At 45.4% G+C, this 15345-nt stretch carries 14 protein-coding genes and 1 pseudogene; 4 read left to right on the top strand and 11 right to left on the bottom strand.

Going from position 1 to position 15345, the window contains the following annotated elements:
* Positions 1-156: 156 nt before the first annotated feature.
* From pdxY to zntR, 3 genes are all read right to left on the bottom strand, one after another.
* Positions 157-1032 carry a pyridoxal kinase PdxY gene (pdxY, locus tag FKQ60_RS09855; RefSeq protein ID WP_170906485.1) on the bottom strand — a complete coding sequence of 292 codons (876 nt, stop codon included), beginning with the start codon at positions 1030-1032 and terminating at the stop codon, positions 157-159.
* 120 nt (positions 1033-1152) lie between these two features.
* A complete protein-coding gene (cadC, locus tag FKQ60_RS09860; protein ID WP_158137696.1) occupies positions 1153-2721 on the bottom strand; it encodes a lysine decarboxylation/transport transcriptional activator CadC in 1569 nt (522 codons plus the stop codon).
* A 218-nt stretch (positions 2722-2939) separates the two neighbouring features.
* Positions 2940-3338 (bottom strand): Zn(2+)-responsive transcriptional regulator, encoded by a 399-nt coding sequence (gene zntR, locus FKQ60_RS09865; protein ID WP_004397353.1) that lies wholly within the window; start codon positions 3336-3338, stop codon positions 2940-2942.
* A 21-nt stretch (positions 3339-3359) separates the two neighbouring features.
* Here zntR and FKQ60_RS17800 point away from each other — a divergent pair.
* From FKQ60_RS17800 to purD, 3 genes and pseudogenes are all read left to right on the top strand, one after another.
* Positions 3360-3461 (top strand): annotated as a pseudogene (locus FKQ60_RS17800) (phosphoribosylamine--glycine ligase); the annotation flags it as partial.
* A gap of 148 nt (positions 3462-3609) precedes the next feature.
* Positions 3610-5202, top strand: coding sequence for a bifunctional phosphoribosylaminoimidazolecarboxamide formyltransferase/IMP cyclohydrolase (gene purH, locus FKQ60_RS09875; RefSeq protein WP_170906407.1), 1593 nt, complete (start codon positions 3610-3612; stop codon positions 5200-5202).
* 52 nt (positions 5203-5254) lie between these two features.
* The gene (gene purD, locus FKQ60_RS09880) at positions 5255-6544 is read left to right on the top strand and encodes a phosphoribosylamine--glycine ligase (protein ID WP_154169402.1); all 1290 of its coding nucleotides are present in this window, start codon (positions 5255-5257) and stop codon (positions 6542-6544) included.
* 123 nt (positions 6545-6667) lie between these two features.
* Here purD and FKQ60_RS09885 read toward each other — a convergent pair whose 3' ends face one another.
* Together FKQ60_RS09885 and hupA are read right to left on the bottom strand one after the other, a co-directional pair.
* Positions 6668-7357 (bottom strand): DUF1481 domain-containing protein, encoded by a 690-nt coding sequence (locus FKQ60_RS09885; protein WP_170906408.1) that lies wholly within the window; start codon positions 7355-7357, stop codon positions 6668-6670.
* A gap of 40 nt (positions 7358-7397) precedes the next feature.
* Positions 7398-7670, bottom strand: coding sequence for a nucleoid-associated protein HU-alpha (gene hupA, locus FKQ60_RS09890; protein WP_004397369.1), 273 nt, complete (start codon positions 7668-7670; stop codon positions 7398-7400).
* A 355-nt stretch (positions 7671-8025) separates the two neighbouring features.
* Between hupA and FKQ60_RS09895 the strand changes: the two genes are divergently transcribed.
* Complete coding sequence (locus FKQ60_RS09895) at positions 8026-9096, top strand: hemolysin family protein (RefSeq protein ID WP_004397370.1); 1071 nt, start codon at positions 8026-8028, stop codon at positions 9094-9096.
* Between the two features lie 44 nt (positions 9097-9140).
* On the opposite strand, the gene FKQ60_RS09900 is transcribed toward FKQ60_RS09895, so the two are convergent.
* The 6 genes from FKQ60_RS09900 to FKQ60_RS09925 form a co-directional block, all read right to left on the bottom strand.
* Positions 9141-10385 (bottom strand): mechanosensitive ion channel family protein, encoded by a 1245-nt coding sequence (locus FKQ60_RS09900; protein WP_170906409.1) that lies wholly within the window; start codon positions 10383-10385, stop codon positions 9141-9143.
* A gap of 91 nt (positions 10386-10476) precedes the next feature.
* Complete coding sequence (locus tag FKQ60_RS09905) at positions 10477-11067, bottom strand: DUF416 family protein (RefSeq protein WP_170906410.1); 591 nt, start codon at positions 11065-11067, stop codon at positions 10477-10479.
* A gap of 231 nt (positions 11068-11298) precedes the next feature.
* Positions 11299-12639, bottom strand: a complete 1341-nt coding sequence (locus FKQ60_RS09910; protein ID WP_170906411.1) for a transglycosylase SLT domain-containing protein — start codon at positions 12637-12639, stop codon at positions 11299-11301.
* 79 nt (positions 12640-12718) lie between these two features.
* A complete protein-coding gene (locus FKQ60_RS09915; protein ID WP_040905654.1) occupies positions 12719-13315 on the bottom strand; it encodes an LPP20 family lipoprotein in 597 nt (198 codons plus the stop codon).
* A 35-nt stretch (positions 13316-13350) separates the two neighbouring features.
* Positions 13351-14346, bottom strand: coding sequence for a hypothetical protein (locus FKQ60_RS09920; protein ID WP_004397375.1), 996 nt, complete (start codon positions 14344-14346; stop codon positions 13351-13353).
* A 21-nt stretch (positions 14347-14367) separates the two neighbouring features.
* Positions 14368-15345: an LPP20 family lipoprotein gene (locus tag FKQ60_RS09925; protein ID WP_170906412.1), complete on the bottom strand. Its 978-nt coding sequence runs from the start codon at positions 15343-15345 to the stop codon at positions 14368-14370.

The raw sequence follows: 15345 nt of genomic DNA on the forward strand, positions 1-15345 counted from the left end.
ATGAGCATTATTGAGAAAAGAAGGGTTAGAGATAAGATCAAACAACGTAGTAGAGATAGAACAGCCAACGCCATCCCTAGGGTCTGTTTATCTTTCGAGCTGATTTTTGCAGCAGTTTGTGGCTTCTTTATACAAGGCAGAGGCTTTGATATGTAGTTACTCTACCTGAGAAGCCGATAATGGCCTCGCCGTAAAATCAACTGCCGAAAGATCGGCAAATGCCTCTTGGGCTGGAATAATTTGCAATTCCCACTCCTCACGATGCGCGGTTTCTTTTAAAACGCGATAAACCGCGTGGTTACACAGCTCAAATGATTTTACAGGATCATGGTTATTCAGATAATGGCCGGTAAACAGCGAGGTGATTAAATCACCCACGCCAACGGGTTGACGGGCAAAGTCCAGTAACGGCCGAGTAACAATGAACAATCCATCCGCACAGCCCATTAACATCGTAAATTCATCTTCTGACGCACTATGTAGATGTTTGACTAAGACAATTTTCGGGCCCATGGTCAAGGCGCGTTGACACGCCTTGATCGCCGACGACAAATCGGTAATTTCGAGCCCAGTAAAATGGGTTAACTCAAACTGGTTAGGTACAATAATATCCGCTTGTTTCATGATCCGCTCACAGAGCGCTTCCGTTACCTCAGGACTGACCACACAGCCCTTCATCGGATCACCCATGACGGGATCGCAGATATACAAAGCGTTAGGATTCGCCGCCTTCACGCGCTCAACGGTCTCTAAAATTTCATCAGCCTGCGTGCCGCTTCCCATATAACCAGAAATGATCGCTTTCACGTCGCGGGTCACATCAATACTGATTAATCCATTAATCAGCTCCGTGATGCAGCCCAATGGCATCACCTGGCCTGTCCAGCCCTGCGCGTATTGGGTGTGGTTGGAAAATTGAACCGTATGAATCGGCCAGACGATATGCCCTAAGCGTTGCAAAGGAAACACCGCCGAACTGTTACCGGCGCAGCCATAGACCACATGAGATTGGATAGAAAGAATACCTTGCATCATCGCCTCAAAAAGAGCATATCGCTCCTAATATAAATACATCAATATCACAATATACGTACTGACAACAGTGGCGATAAAGTCATTATTCATTGTGTTACTTAAATCTATGCCTTGTGTTTATAGCACCGTCGTCACCGAAGGATGCACCGCACGATAAAGCGCATAATCTATCGATTTAAGGTTGCTATAAAAAGCTAAATTTTCACATAACAGGTACGTTTCGAGCGAAATATCCATATAAAACGCCTCACTGTAAGCTTCACTGGCACGCTCGGTATCGCCTTGTAATTCAGCAAGCTTACCCAATAACACATTACCAAACACCGATTCACGAACACTGAGCGCTTGTTGCAAATACGCATCGGCCCGCAGTGGATTGTCGCGGATAATTTCATGCAATGCTAAAGCTTCAAAAATACGTGGTTGCGACAAAGGGTGGCCCTGATCGACAGCAAGTAGTAACTGTTGGGTTAATTGATTAGCACGGTCAACACTCAGTGATTGTCTAGGGTCGAGAGCCGTTTGTACGTAATAGGCAACCAATAATTCCGCTTGTAAATAGTGATTGATTGGCTCCATTTGCAACGCCTCTTCCAGTAGTCGGATCCCCTCTTTAAAAGACGAAGGTTGAGAAACGTTCAAATAATGATGTGCACGAACGAGCTTCAGTAATGCTTGCTGGTTCTCAGGCATCGCCGCCATCAATAACGATGCTTTATTCTCTGCATCGGGTACGGCCAAAGCCTGCATTAATTCCGATGAGGCTTTCTCAATCACCTGCCTGATTTGCGGTAAGACCAATGGATATTGACGACTAAAAAGCGTAGTCCCTGAAGCATTATTTCGATACTCCACATCCAGATAAGTATGCCCCGCCTGATCCTGAATCTTCACCGTGACGGTCTTACCCGGTAAAACGCCCGCCACAAAACGAGCCTTACTCAGTCGCACTCGATAATGACTCACCTGGGCGATATCAGCCGCGAGTTTTTGGACTAAACCATCCGATAACTCGATATGGTCTTGATCCTGAATCAACGTCTCTTGGAAAGTAAACTCAATTAAGTGAGTATCCATTGCTTGAGTGATGTTGGTTTCGGATTGGTAGTAGGTAAATACCCCAAAAGCGATAATTAAGGCGCTGATCCAAAGTACATCAAAAGCTATTGATTTCCAGCGACGAATCTCAATCTTATCTCGCCGAGTGGCGGGCTTGCGGCTGTTTAATGCTCGAGTTAACGGCCCTGCTGGAAAGATCATATCCGTAGACCCAATATCCAACTCTTGATGCTGATGCGGTTCGACATCACGCTCTGAGTCATCATCCACAAGGGTATGATTGTCGTCAACGCTCGGCTCTGGGGCGATTTCAGTGACGCTGGCAACCAGTTTATAACCACGTTTGGGAACCGTGATCAAATAGTGAATACTTTCTTCTCGACCATCACGTAATAGTTTTCTTAACTCAAAAATAGATTGCGTGACCACCTGATCAGTGACAATCGCACCGCCCCAGACATGCTCTATTAACTGCTCACGACAAAAGACTTCCCCTGGATTTTTTGCAAGAAAATACAGAAGGTTAATTAATCTTGGCTCGACCGAAACTTCCCTATCTTGGCGATACAATTTATTTTCATCAACGTTTAATCTCCAATCGTTGATTTGAAAATGCATTCCAACCATGTGTGTACCATGAAGTATCAGTATCCCCTTTCAACTTGACGTTGCTGTGGCGTTGGCTACGCTCACTCACTTGCCGCTGACCTGCTACATTCAGTCATTGGGGGATAGGCAATGATTAAGTGACATTTATGTCATTTAATCAAGAAGGGCGGGATTATATAAAGATTTAGATCAACCGACTAATTATCCGACAAACTAAAAATGCAAACTAAGGTTGGTTATTCCAACGCCGCTAAAATGGAACAGTGACTGGCATCATCATCGGTGTCACCACAGCAGGCATCATTGATCTTTTTTAATGCGATGCGAATACGCGTTAACTCAGCAATTTTCTCATCAATTAACGTCAGTTTCGCGCTGGTGATCGATTTCACTTCAGCGCAGCTGTGTTCGGTCGCTTCAAGCTTAATTTCCAGTAATTCTTTAATTTCGTCCAAACTCAAGCCCAGTGCTTTGGCTTTTAAAATAAAGCTCACTTGGCGCTGATTAGCCTCACTGTACAAGCGATAACCCGATTCGCTACGCCCCGCAGGCTTGATTAAACCGTTTTTCTCATAAAAACGTAGGGTATCGCTCGATACGCCACAACGCTTAGCTAACTCGCCGATCTGAAACATTGATTTTCCTCCGTAAAGCCAATGGATTTTTTACTTGAAAAAATGACTTTTAACGATTATTTTCCTCATGCCAAACGATTGCGCAAGACCTTTAACCAGAATTTGGCTAGAATATGCGCCATCTTCACACAAGAACAACGCTCATCATCGGCGCATGACATTACCATGCTTGGGATGAGAAGGCGCTTTGTGGTAAAACATTTTGATTATACCCAAGTTATCCGTGATTGCTTGGGCAAATACACTCCATCAATGAAAGGAAAGTGGAAGCATGAACAACGCTCGCCCTATTCGCCGCGCTCTGATCAGCGTCTCTGATAAAACGGGTATTCTTGAATTCGCTCAAGCACTTGCAGAACGTGACGTAGAACTTCTCTCAACGGGCGGCACCGCTCGCCTTTTAGCCGAGCATGGCCTCACTGTGACAGAAGTGTCTGATTATACTGGCTTTCCAGAAATGATGGATGGACGCGTAAAAACGTTACACCCGAAAGTGCATGGCGGAATCTTAGGCCGTCGTGGTCAAGATGACGCCATCATGGCAGAACATGGCATTCAACCAATCGATATGGTGGTGGTAAACCTGTATCCCTTTGCTGATACCGTTGCGAAAGCCGGTTGCACATTAGCCGATGCGGTTGAGAACATCGACATTGGCGGGCCAACCATGGTGCGTTCTGCGGCGAAAAACCATCAAGACGTAACGATCGTGGTCAATGCCCACGACTACTCACGTGTGATTGCAGAAATGGATGCTAACGACAACGCTCTAACTCTAGATACCCGTTTCGATCTCGCCATTGCTGCTTTTGAACACACCGCCGCTTACGATGGCATGATCGCCAACTACTTCGGCACGCGGGTTCCCTCTTATGGCGACAATCAAGAAGGGGATGAGGACTCCAAGTTCCCAAGAACTTTTAATGCGCAGTTCATCAAAAAACAAGACATGCGCTACGGCGAAAACAGCCATCAAGCGGCAGCGTTTTATGTAGAAGCTCACCCACAAGAAGCCTCAGTCGCGACCGCGCGTCAAATTCAAGGTAAAGCATTGTCGTACAACAATATTGCCGATACCGACGCTGCGCTTGAATGTGTGAAAGAGTTCGCTGAACCCGCGTGTGTGATTGTCAAACACGCGAATCCATGCGGCGTCGCCTTAGGTAGCGATATTCTTCAAGCCTACCAGCGCGCTTATCAAACCGATCCAACCTCAGCCTTTGGTGGCATTATTGCTTTTAACCGCGAGCTCGATGCGGACACAGCAACGGCAATTATTGAACGCCAATTTGTCGAAGTGATCATCGCTCCAAGCGTTTCTGAGCAAGCGGCTGAGATTATCGCGGCGAAAAAGAATGTTCGCTTACTGGCGTGCGGTGAATGGTCGAGTAAAACGACTGATTTCGATCTCAAACGAGTTAACGGTGGCTTGTTGGTACAAGATCGCGACCAAGGTATGGTTACTGTTGATGATCTTAATGTTGTTACCACTCGTCAACCGACGGAAGAAGAGCTTAAAGATGCACTGTTCTGTTGGAAAGTCGCGAAATACGTTAAATCGAACGCGATTGTTTACGCCAAAGGAGATATGACCATCGGTGTCGGCGCAGGACAAATGAGCCGGGTGTATTCGGCTAAAATCGCCGGTATTAAAGCCGCTGACGAAGGTTTGCAAGTCGAAGGCTGCGTAATGGCTTCTGATGCTTTCTTCCCTTTCCGTGACGGAATCGATGCAGCAGCCCAAGCGGGAATCAAGTGTGTCATTCAACCCGGTGGTTCCATGCGCGATGATGAAGTGATTGCTGCCGCCAATGAACACGGAATGGCAATGATCTTTACCGGAATGCGTCATTTCCGTCATTGATTTAGGTTCTAGGCTCTAGGTCCTAGAGCCTTTAAAATTTAAGGAAGTCATTATGCAAGTTCTCGTTATTGGTTCTGGTGGCCGTGAGCACGCTCTGGGTTGGAAAGTCGCACAGAATCCTCAAGTTGAAACCGTCTTTGTCGCTCCGGGTAATGCGGGGACCGCGCTTGAACCTAAGCTAGAAAACGTCAATATTGCCGTAGAAGATATTGCCGGTTTAGTCGCCTTTGCTCAGCAAAAAAACATTGCCCTCACCATTGTTGGCCCTGAAATCCCTCTCGTGCTTGGCGTGGTTGATGCATTCCGTGACGCGGGACTAGCGATTTTCGGCCCCACTCAAGCGGCGGCGCAATTAGAAGGTTCAAAAGCCTTTACCAAAGATTTTCTCGCTCGCCATAATATTCCGACCGCCGCTTACGCTAACTTTACCGAGATTGAGCCAGCGCTGGCTTATGTACGTGAACAAGGCGCACCGATCGTCGTCAAAGCCGATGGTCTGGCGGCGGGTAAAGGGGTCATTGTTGCGATGACGCTGCAAGAAGCTGAAGACGCCATTCAAGATATGTTGGCGGATAATAGCTTTGGTGAGGCGGGCAGCCGCGTCGTCATTGAAGAGTTTCTCGATGGCGAAGAAGCCAGTTTTATCGTCATGGTCGATGGTAAAAATGTACTGCCGATGGCCACCAGCCAAGATCATAAACGCGTTGGTGATGCTGATACTGGCCCAAATACTGGCGGAATGGGCGCTTACTCTCCTGCCCCGGTCGTCACTCAAGACGTACACGATCGTGTGATGCGTGAAGTGATTTACCCCACTGTGCGCGGCATGGCAGCGGAAGGTAACCCTTACACAGGTTTTCTCTACGCGGGATTGATGATTGATGCTCAAGGCACACCGAAAGTGATTGAATACAATTGCCGCTTTGGTGATCCTGAAACCCAACCGATTATGATGCGACTGCAATCAGATTTGGTTGAGCTGTGCTTAGCGGCGCTGGATGGCAGACTTGATCAAGTAGAATCGAAATGGGATCCACGTGCATCGATTGGCATTGTGCTTGCCGCCGGTGGTTACCCAGCCGATTATCGTAAAGGAGACGTAATTTCTGGTTTGCCGACGCAAGAAGTCGCTGGAGAGAAAGTCTTCCACGCTGGTACCAGTGATCAATCAGGTGCTGTGGTGACCAACGGGGGACGAGTATTATGCGCCACGGCATTAGGAGAAAGCGTCTCCCAAGCTCAGCAGCGCGCTTATCAGCTCGCTCAGCAAATAGAGTGGCAAGGCATGTTCTATCGTCATGATATTGGCTACCGAGCGATTGCTCGTGAGCAAGCAAAGTAGGCGTTACTACTCTCACTGATGACTCGGTCATCACCAAAAAAGCCGCATAAGCGGCTTTTTTGATTTTCTCGCGGCTATCTCAATCGAGCATCTCTTCTACCGCTTGTCTGGTTATCGAGCAATTTAATCGGCATCAATCAGTGCTGGTTGAATCATGCAACCTCTGTCAGGCTCTGCCACTGATAACACGCTGTCGACTTGCAACTGAGCACTGCTTACTCGACCCAACAAGGCAACATAATGCGGAGTTTTCAAACGTTCCATCACATGCTCTGGCGTTGTCAACGGCCAAAGCACTTGCGAAAAACGACGTCCGGTACAGCTGGTTAAGCTTTGTCCGTCCCACACGCCTTGATATAAAGACCATCCTTGACGCGCTTGCTGCTTGCTCATTTCAACCAGTTGCTGCGCTTGCTGCAAATACTCACTACGCTGCTCTAAGTTTAGCGGCAGCACTTTACCATCGACACGAAATTGCTGATAAACCGCTTCGCCTTGTTGGTTAAAACGCACATGTACGCGGTAAGGAACCAATTGCGCGCCTCTTAGCTGCATGCCTTCGCGCACCACCTCACGCACAGAACCCGATTCCCAGCGATAATTGGTTTGATACCAGCCATAGTCACCCATCAATACCTGATCGGCTCCATGAGCCGGACGGTTTTGATATTCGGTATACCAATAGAAATGCGTCGCATCGCCCATCGTTTGACCACCAACATAGTCATTACGTTGATCAAGATTGGCATGAGGAACCGAAGAAGCACAGCCGATAAGAAGCAGGGTAAGAAGAAGAGAGAGGAATTTTTTCATGATAGAGACGCCGAGATAGAATATCTCGGCGTAGTATAAATTACTTCAATGAATCTTTCAGTGCTTTCCCGGCAACAAATGCTGGAACATTAGCGGCTGAAATTTGGATCTCTTCACCAGTTTTTGGATTACGGCCAGTACGCGCCGCACGGTGATTAACTTTAAATGTACCAAAACCAATTAGTTGAACTTGGTCGCCCTCTTTAAGTGCACCTTCAACTGCACCAAGAGTCGCTTCAAGAGCAGCTTTAGCCTGTACTTTAGAAAGATCTGCTTTCTCTGCAATAAAGTCGATTAATTGGGTCTTGTTCATTAGGTTTCCCTTCTTATAGGTTATCAAATCGAACCCACTCTAAAACATAAATGCCCTATCTGGCAAAGGTTTGTCGTATCCGTTGTGCTTCTCTGACGTACTTTTAACCATAATATGAGTATTCACTCACAATTTACTGTATTTTCAAGCCTCGCCTGACCTTGTTTTAACCCACCAGCGCCTTTATTTATAGACAAAGACGATCAAACTCTCTACTGATTGGATACCCATAACTTGAAATAGTCAGCCAGTAGCAATGAACGAGAATCTTGACCTTGAAGTGAATAAGTATAGCGATATAGAGTAGCTATACTGTGTCAATAATCCGGAAAATGAACCTATTATTAAGGCTGTTATGCTGCTATTAAGCTTATACGTGACTATCGCGATTGGCGTTTCTTTTATTTGCTCCGTATTAGAGGCTGTACTGCTCAGTATCACTCCAAGCTACCTAGCTCAATTACGACAGCAAGATCACCCAAGTGCTGAAAAACTCTCGCTGATAAAAGCAGATATTGATCGCCCGTTAGCCTCAATCCTCACTTTAAATACCATCGCCCACACCGTCGGTGCAGCAAGTGCTGGTGCTCAGGCAAGCCTTGTTTTTGGTAACCAGTGGCTGGGATTATTTTCGGCATTGCTAACCTTAGCTATCTTAGTCTTATCTGAGATTATCCCCAAAACCTTGGGTGCCACCTATTGGCGTCAATTAGCGCCTATCTCTGCCAATGTATTGCATTGGATGATTTGGGCTTTAAGCCCCTTCATTTGGTTTTCACAACAGATCACGAAACGTTTAGCCCCTCAGCAACCATCGATAAAATTGCGTGATGAACTCTCCGCGATGGCATTAATGGCTAATGAAAGTGGCGAGTTAGCCGAAGGAGAGTCGAAAATACTCAACAATCTGCTCTCCATTAGCGATGTTCCCGTCACTCAAGTCATGACACCGCGAACGGTACTTTTCAGAGTCAGTGCCGATATGAGCATTGATGAGTTTTTGCATGAACACAGTGACACGCCATTTTCACGACCACTGATTTATAGCGGAGAGACGGATAATGTGATTGGTTTTGTACATAGGCTAGAGCTATTCAAATGGCAACAAAACCATCAAGGCGCTCAGAAGCTCGGTAATGTGATGCGCCCGTTGCATGTTGTGCTTAACACACAAACCTTACCGAAAGCATTTGATCAGATGATGAAAAAACGTCAGCAGCTCGCGTTAGTCGTCGATGAATATGGCAGCGTGCAAGGCTTGCTAACCCTAGAAGATGTGTTTGAACACCTTGTTGGTGAAGAGATCTTGGACGAAGCAGACAAAGTCACCGACATGCAGCAACTAGCCACTGAACGCTGGGAGCAATGGAAAGAGGCACATGGCGTCATTGAAAGCCGAGATGAGGATGAGTCAGATCGTCGATAATGTCTCATCCTCTGACGGCTAAGCTCGATGATGTGATCTTGGCCTTAGGGTGCTTTTTGCCATTGGCGGAAATCGTTGCCCGTCGGAGCTTGGGATACGCGCAGACCAAATTCGGGTAAGACCGCATAAAGGTGATCAAAAATATCCGACTGAATGCGCTCATACTCAACCCAAACGGTCGTGGCAGTGAAACAGTACAGCTCTAAGGCGATGCCTTCATGGGTCGGTGCAAGCTGACGGACCATCAAGGTCATATGCTGATGAATCTCTGGATGAGCCCGTAAGTAACGCTCTAAGTAAGCGCGAAAACTGCCTAAGTTCGTTAATCTTCGGCCATTAATAGGGCTACTTTCATCAACGTGATGCTCACGATTATAAACGGTAATTTCTTGTACTTTTTGCTTAATATACGGTTCTAATAACTGGGCATGAGTTAAGCGCTCAATAGCCTGTTCCGTTAAAAACTGAACACTCGTCGCATCCACTAAAACACTGCGCTTAATGCGTCGACCACCAGCCTCACGCATCCCCTTCCAGTTCTTAAAAGAGTCGGAGATCAACGCATAAGTTGGAATAGTGGTGATGGTACGATCCCAGTTTTGCACTTTGACCGTGGTTAAGCTGATGTCAATCACATCGCCATCTGCGCCATATTTAGGCATCTCTAACCAATCACCGACACTGAGCATTTTATTGGCTGATAACTGCACCCCCGCCACTAAGCCCAAGATCGGATCTTTAAACACCAACATGATCACCGCGGTCATGGCACCGACACCACTGAGAAGCAGTACCGGCGACTTACCGATTAATATCGAAGTGACTAATAACGTGGCAATAATAAATAAAATGATTTTGAGGCTTTGGTTTAACCCTCGTAATGGCATCGTGCGGCCAACGGCGGTTCTCGATAGCAAGATTTCCAACACATTAAGCAACGAGTAAAAGGCTAACAGCCCATATACCACCACCCATAACGCCACCAAGGTCAGTATCACCTCACGCAAAGCGCTGTCTTGTGATAACCACAGTTGGGTTTGCACACCGATGACCGCACCTTGGATCAACAAAGCAATGCGACTGAATAAATTGCCAGCAAACAACACATGTCGCCAAGAGGCTTGAGAGTCATCGGCATGTTGTTTTAACCATCTCACCACCCCCCGATGAAGGAATACATGAATCGCAACAGCAATCAGTACAATCAATCCCAAAGCCTCAGCAATAGGGATAATTTTTGATAACTCAATATCATACTGACTCAGCCATTGAGCCATTGATTCCAGCATGGGACACTCCTTAAAATTGAGGTTGGATGATGAATATCGCTCGCAATACTCAAACGACGTAGCGCCGTAAATAAACAGAGTATCGGGGTAACTAGCCTAACGTTAAACCAATATTGCTCATACAGTCATCACGCAGTTCATGGCGCAGGTCTTTAATTAACTCAATATCTCGCTCGGTAACTTCACGCAAGGGTCTAAAAATCGCCCATTGCACATCCCATTCGGCGCATACCGCTTCATTGCTCTTTTGGTTGTCATTGGTGATCTCTTCACCGGTTTGCGCTTCTTCTAACTGAGCCACCGTACGCACCGATATTTGACTGACTTTTTGCATCGATTCATAGAGATCATCTCGATCAAGCAAACCATGCAATAACGTCGCTAGCGCTTCACAAGCGTCAATCGCCGGATAGACTAAATACAGCTCAAACGCTTCCGTCGTTGGGATCAATTCTTCGAGCTTCTCTAGCTGACGATCAAAGTCAATCTTGGCATTTTTAACGGTCATTAATTCCCAAACGCTATCCAAAATATCACGATAACGACGTGCATCAGCAAATTCTGTTTGCTGACAAAATAGAGCGTAATTAGGATACATGCGCTCACAAAGGCAAGCCATAAAGGTAATCTGTTGCCAAGGTTCAAACTTCTCAAGACGAAGCTGCAAAGGGTTCTGTAACATAGTCACTCTAATGATGGAGGAAAAAAGACCTTGAAAGTGTACTGGATAACGAGAGGGGAAAGCAACAAAGCGGCGAGGATGGTAGAAAAAACCGAGAGCCGGAATACAGAGAAGCCCAGGCTTATTACCTCTATATTCCAAAGTACAAATCTACACAAACAAACTCTAAAGCTTTTGAAAATCTGCCTACCTCATCGGTTCCAAACGCAATCCGCAGGGGGATAATAAATATTAAATTGGCTGATAGAGCGCTATTCTTGATGAAACTTTCTGTAAATAATGCTTAGTCTCATCATAAGGCAATTGATTGATTAACCGTTGATATACCTGTTCAGGTGTCAACCGATTGATAATCAAGGCTGCTTGACGAATATTAGTTGAACGCTCAGGGTTAAAGGTACGGGCCACATTACCAGCACCAGTATTATAGGCGGCAATCATACAATATAAACGACTTTGCTCGTCGGTGATGTCTTTTAAATAACGGCTATTCAATATATTCAAATAAGCTGTTCCTGTTTCAACATTAATATCAGGATGATATAAATCAGCTTCTGTCATCGGAGCATCGATATTACGCAGCAACCGATTTACATCATGCCCTGCCGTGCTGGGGACGATTTGCATTAAACCGAATGCAGGTATATGAGATTTAGCTTGAGGGCGAAACGCAGATTCACTATGCATGATAGCCATCACTAAAGCTGGATCTAACGACCACTTATCACTCTCTTTGATTGCCAACGGTTGATAGATTTTTGCCCTAGTTTCTAAGCTATTATTCGGTAAATTCACTTTATAACTAATGATTTTTTTCGATGCTTCTTGAGCCGTTATACTCTTATCCGTTACCTGAACTGTGGAATGATTAGTAAGCTGTTGACGATGAGCTTGATATTGCTGGCTAATAGTCGCGATTCGAGCTTTCGCTTCATCAAGTAACGCCATTTTTTTTCGATAGGCGCGCTGGTAAATAAAATCATCACCCACCCCGATATTAGCATCAATAAGTCTATCGGCTTGAATATCATATTCATTCATTTGCGAGTACGTTTGCTCAATGACAAATTGCTTCTCTTTTTGCTCTTGGGTCACGGAATAGTCAAGCTTTTCGGTAGAGACTTCCGCTTGAGTCAAATCTAAAGTTTCACCATCGGAAAGTTGTGCTTGCGCTTCGATAAGCTTACTGATCTGAGCTTTATCCATCGAAGGGTCAACTAATACCGATACTACTGCGGTATTATTTTCATAATCGACCACCCTTTTGACCGCGTTGCTCTCACTGTAAGTCACCTCGGTGTACGAATCGGAGAGTTCCGCGCTTCCCCAACGATCAATCAAGGCCAGACGCTGTTGATCAAGTTGAGTGATATACGCGTCTCGCCACGTTTCATACTCATCTAGCCGTGCATCAACATACCGCTCAAATTCTTGATATTGCCTCTGTTTACTCTGTTTTACCTGCTCGGTTGCTTGGGTGAGTTCAGCAAACGCCGCCTCTGAATTGGCCACACTAACTGAAGATAACGTACTCAATAACAATACCAAGAGGGGCTTTTTTGTGCCTTTCATCGTTTATTCCTGATAAAAAAGGCAGGGGTAAACACCCTGCCTGATAAAACCATCATTAACTCGTTCAATCCAAATTAAATCATAACGCTTTCAATGAATTGAGTGCTTCCGTTAAATCCTGAGCCGCTTTTTCACTATTAAACTGAGCCCATAACTTTGACTCTTTACTCGCTTCATTTACCACTTGGTTGACGTTTTCTTGATAGGCTTCTTTATCCATACCTACCAATACATAAAGACCGCCAGCAGGGCTTACTTGGCTCACAATCAGCTTACTATTTGATAAGCTGCGTGTGACTACGTTTTTTGTGACGTTCTCAAACGTTTCTACCACATTTTCTAGCTGACCATCATTACTTGTTTCAACAGAACGTTGTACAGCTTGTTTAAACATATTGTTGACATCCGTTTGAAACTGAGAGGCTAGCTGAACTCGTGCTTCATTAATTGCTACATTACGCATCACACCCATACCTGCAGCGCTTTTCTTCGCATACCCTGTGGCACCTGCTGCCAGATCTTTTGGCATTACATCACAGATCCACGCTGGCGCTTCAACCGCTGGTGAATCTGGAAATGTGCATTGAGCAAACTGCTGAGCTTGTTCAACGGTTTGAGTACTGCTACACGCTGCCACAGATAGCGCAAGCACACTCATTACTATTGTTTTTTTCATCATTCATTCCATATTATTGAACAGTCAAAACACGATTATAAGTTCTTAAATTTGCACTCAAGATCTAACCAGCTCTTACAAGGGTCAAGTACAACCTGAGCTTGATCTCCTTTGCGGATCTTCAGCGCAGTCTCCTCATCAATCGTCACCCATGAGAACTTAGCCTTAATACCATGCTCTGGGTTATTGACAATGGTTCCCTTACCGACACCAAAAGTTTCTAGCTCGCCATCTTCACTTTTCATAATTTTAGAGAAGGCAATTTCATCTTTCGGCTGGATATTTTTATCTGACCCAACGCCAATCTTAACCATGCTACCACTTTCACATTGGCGTAATTCTAACACCGAAGTCCTAGCCGCGAGTAATGACTTCAATTCTGCACTGTGTTCTACCGCTTCAGCCGCCGCCTTACTCGCTAAGCCTTGATAAGCTGCATCATTGATTGGGCAGCTTGAATTACGCGTCTCGGTAGAAGCATACTCATCGCCTTTAATGTCAATACGTTTCACTAAAGCCATGTCAGGAAGTGAAACGACTTTGACAATACCAGCAACTTCCATTTTGTAACTGCATTTTGCTGGCACATGCACGGTTTCGCCTTTTTTATTTTTATAGCTACGCGCTTCACTAAAAGACTTCGAAAAATCCAGATTCGTTACTTCAGTCAACACGGCATAATCGGCAATCGGTACACCTTTGGTGTTATAGCGACCACTTTGCTCTGCCAGCTTAATTTCACCTTTTAGTTTATTCGCCAATTTACGGTCAACCAGCTCGGTGCCAGTTTCAACGATTTGGCTTTCCAGAGAATTACGAATCACCGATTGCACACGATCTTGCGCCACATCTTTAAAGTTGACATCCACCGGTAACACAATCGCTTTAACATCTTGGCTGGATTTAGCGGGAACCTCTGACTCCAAAAGAGGGACAGACGTATCTGGTGTACAAATAGGTACAGGCCCCATCGAAATACAGCCAGAAAGTAAAGCAGACACACCTAGCGCCACTGCAGTTTGTTTAAACATTAGATAACTCCATCGTTTTTTTTATTTGAATCCCAGTGAAGACCATAAACCTTGTTGTTCAATCAACTCCATCAAATGACGCTGAGCAGCCTCTTGTGAAAGAGCATAATTGGATAAGGAATTGCCACTAGAGATAATTTCATTACTGGCGAGAATAGTTCCGTCCTTCGCTTGGAGTGTAAGCGATGTGAACAGAGTAGAAATGTAAGCATCCCCCACCCGACTTTGCCGAAGCTCTGAGGTCAAGATAAGCGAATGAGTCCGCTGTGTAGACTGGTTAAAACTGGTTTTTAAACGTTGAGTGGAAAGTTTATCAGCTAATAACTCGGCACTTTTGTTATTATTTGCAGCAGCAATCATTTGAATCAGGATGGATGACTGCGCCTGAGCGACTTGCTTCTCTAATTGCTCAATCTGTGGTGCCGCTGGTGCTGATGCGCCAAGCGAGCGAAGCATTGCTTGGCGTACTGCAACATGATTTATCTCACTTAATAAATGACGACTTTCTAACCACCAAGGAAGCACATCTTGATGTACACGTTTACTGATCTGCGCGTTTGCTTGGCGATCACTGTGTTGAATATCGGCTTGCAACTGAGCGATCACGGTTGCTCGGCTCACTTGAGCTTGCACGTAATACGCAATATCGTTTTTTTCTACTCTCGGATATTCAATCCCCGTTAATGTCACCGTTGCCGTTTTACTATTGACCTTATTATCCACTAGAGAACTACTGGAGGTATTGGCATTTTGACTTTGAAAAATATCACGAGAAGAGAAAGAAGAATCGATCTGAGTCCATAACTGAGCATTGATCTGACTCAGGGCCATTTGTTTCGCTTGCTCTAAACTACGCCCTTGCCCAACAGTAATCAGATAAACGGGGTGATTAATTTGCGGCTGTTGATACCAATCTGGAGGGATAGTTACAGTAGATTGACAAGCCGATAACACCCATAAACACCAAGAGAAAAACAGCACTTTCTTGACAATAATCAT

This window comes from Vibrio sp. A11 (genome assembly GCF_013048705.1).
Lineage (GTDB): Bacteria > Pseudomonadota > Gammaproteobacteria > Enterobacterales > Vibrionaceae > Vibrio > Vibrio metschnikovii.

Bases quoted from the DNA above. Each gene is read 5' to 3' on its own strand.
- pdxY (WP_170906485.1), bottom strand. From the start codon at position 1,032: ATGCAAGGTATTCTTTCTATCCAATCTCATGTGGTCTATGGCTGCGCC.
- cadC (WP_158137696.1), bottom strand. From the start codon at position 2,721: ATGGTTGGAATGCATTTTCAAATCAACGATTGGAGATTAAACGTTGAT.
- zntR (WP_004397353.1), bottom strand. From the start codon at position 3,338: ATGTTTCAGATCGGCGAGTTAGCTAAGCGTTGTGGCGTATCGAGCGAT.
- purH (WP_170906407.1), top strand. From the start codon at position 3,610: ATGAACAACGCTCGCCCTATTCGCCGCGCTCTGATCAGCGTCTCTGAT.
- purD (WP_154169402.1), top strand. From the start codon at position 5,255: ATGCAAGTTCTCGTTATTGGTTCTGGTGGCCGTGAGCACGCTCTGGGT.
- FKQ60_RS09885 (WP_170906408.1), bottom strand. From the start codon at position 7,357: ATGAAAAAATTCCTCTCTCTTCTTCTTACCCTGCTTCTTATCGGCTGT.
- hupA (WP_004397369.1), bottom strand. From the start codon at position 7,670: ATGAACAAGACCCAATTAATCGACTTTATTGCAGAGAAAGCAGATCTT.
- FKQ60_RS09895 (WP_004397370.1), top strand. From the start codon at position 8,026: ATGCTGCTATTAAGCTTATACGTGACTATCGCGATTGGCGTTTCTTTT.
- FKQ60_RS09900 (WP_170906409.1), bottom strand. From the start codon at position 10,385: ATGCTGGAATCAATGGCTCAATGGCTGAGTCAGTATGATATTGAGTTA.
- FKQ60_RS09905 (WP_170906410.1), bottom strand. From the start codon at position 11,067: ATGTTACAGAACCCTTTGCAGCTTCGTCTTGAGAAGTTTGAACCTTGG.
- FKQ60_RS09910 (WP_170906411.1), bottom strand. From the start codon at position 12,639: ATGAAAGGCACAAAAAAGCCCCTCTTGGTATTGTTATTGAGTACGTTA.
- FKQ60_RS09915 (WP_040905654.1), bottom strand. From the start codon at position 13,315: ATGAAAAAAACAATAGTAATGAGTGTGCTTGCGCTATCTGTGGCAGCG.
- FKQ60_RS09920 (WP_004397375.1), bottom strand. From the start codon at position 14,346: ATGTTTAAACAAACTGCAGTGGCGCTAGGTGTGTCTGCTTTACTTTCT.
- FKQ60_RS09925 (WP_170906412.1), bottom strand. From the start codon at position 15,345: ATGATTATTGTCAAGAAAGTGCTGTTTTTCTCTTGGTGTTTATGGGTG.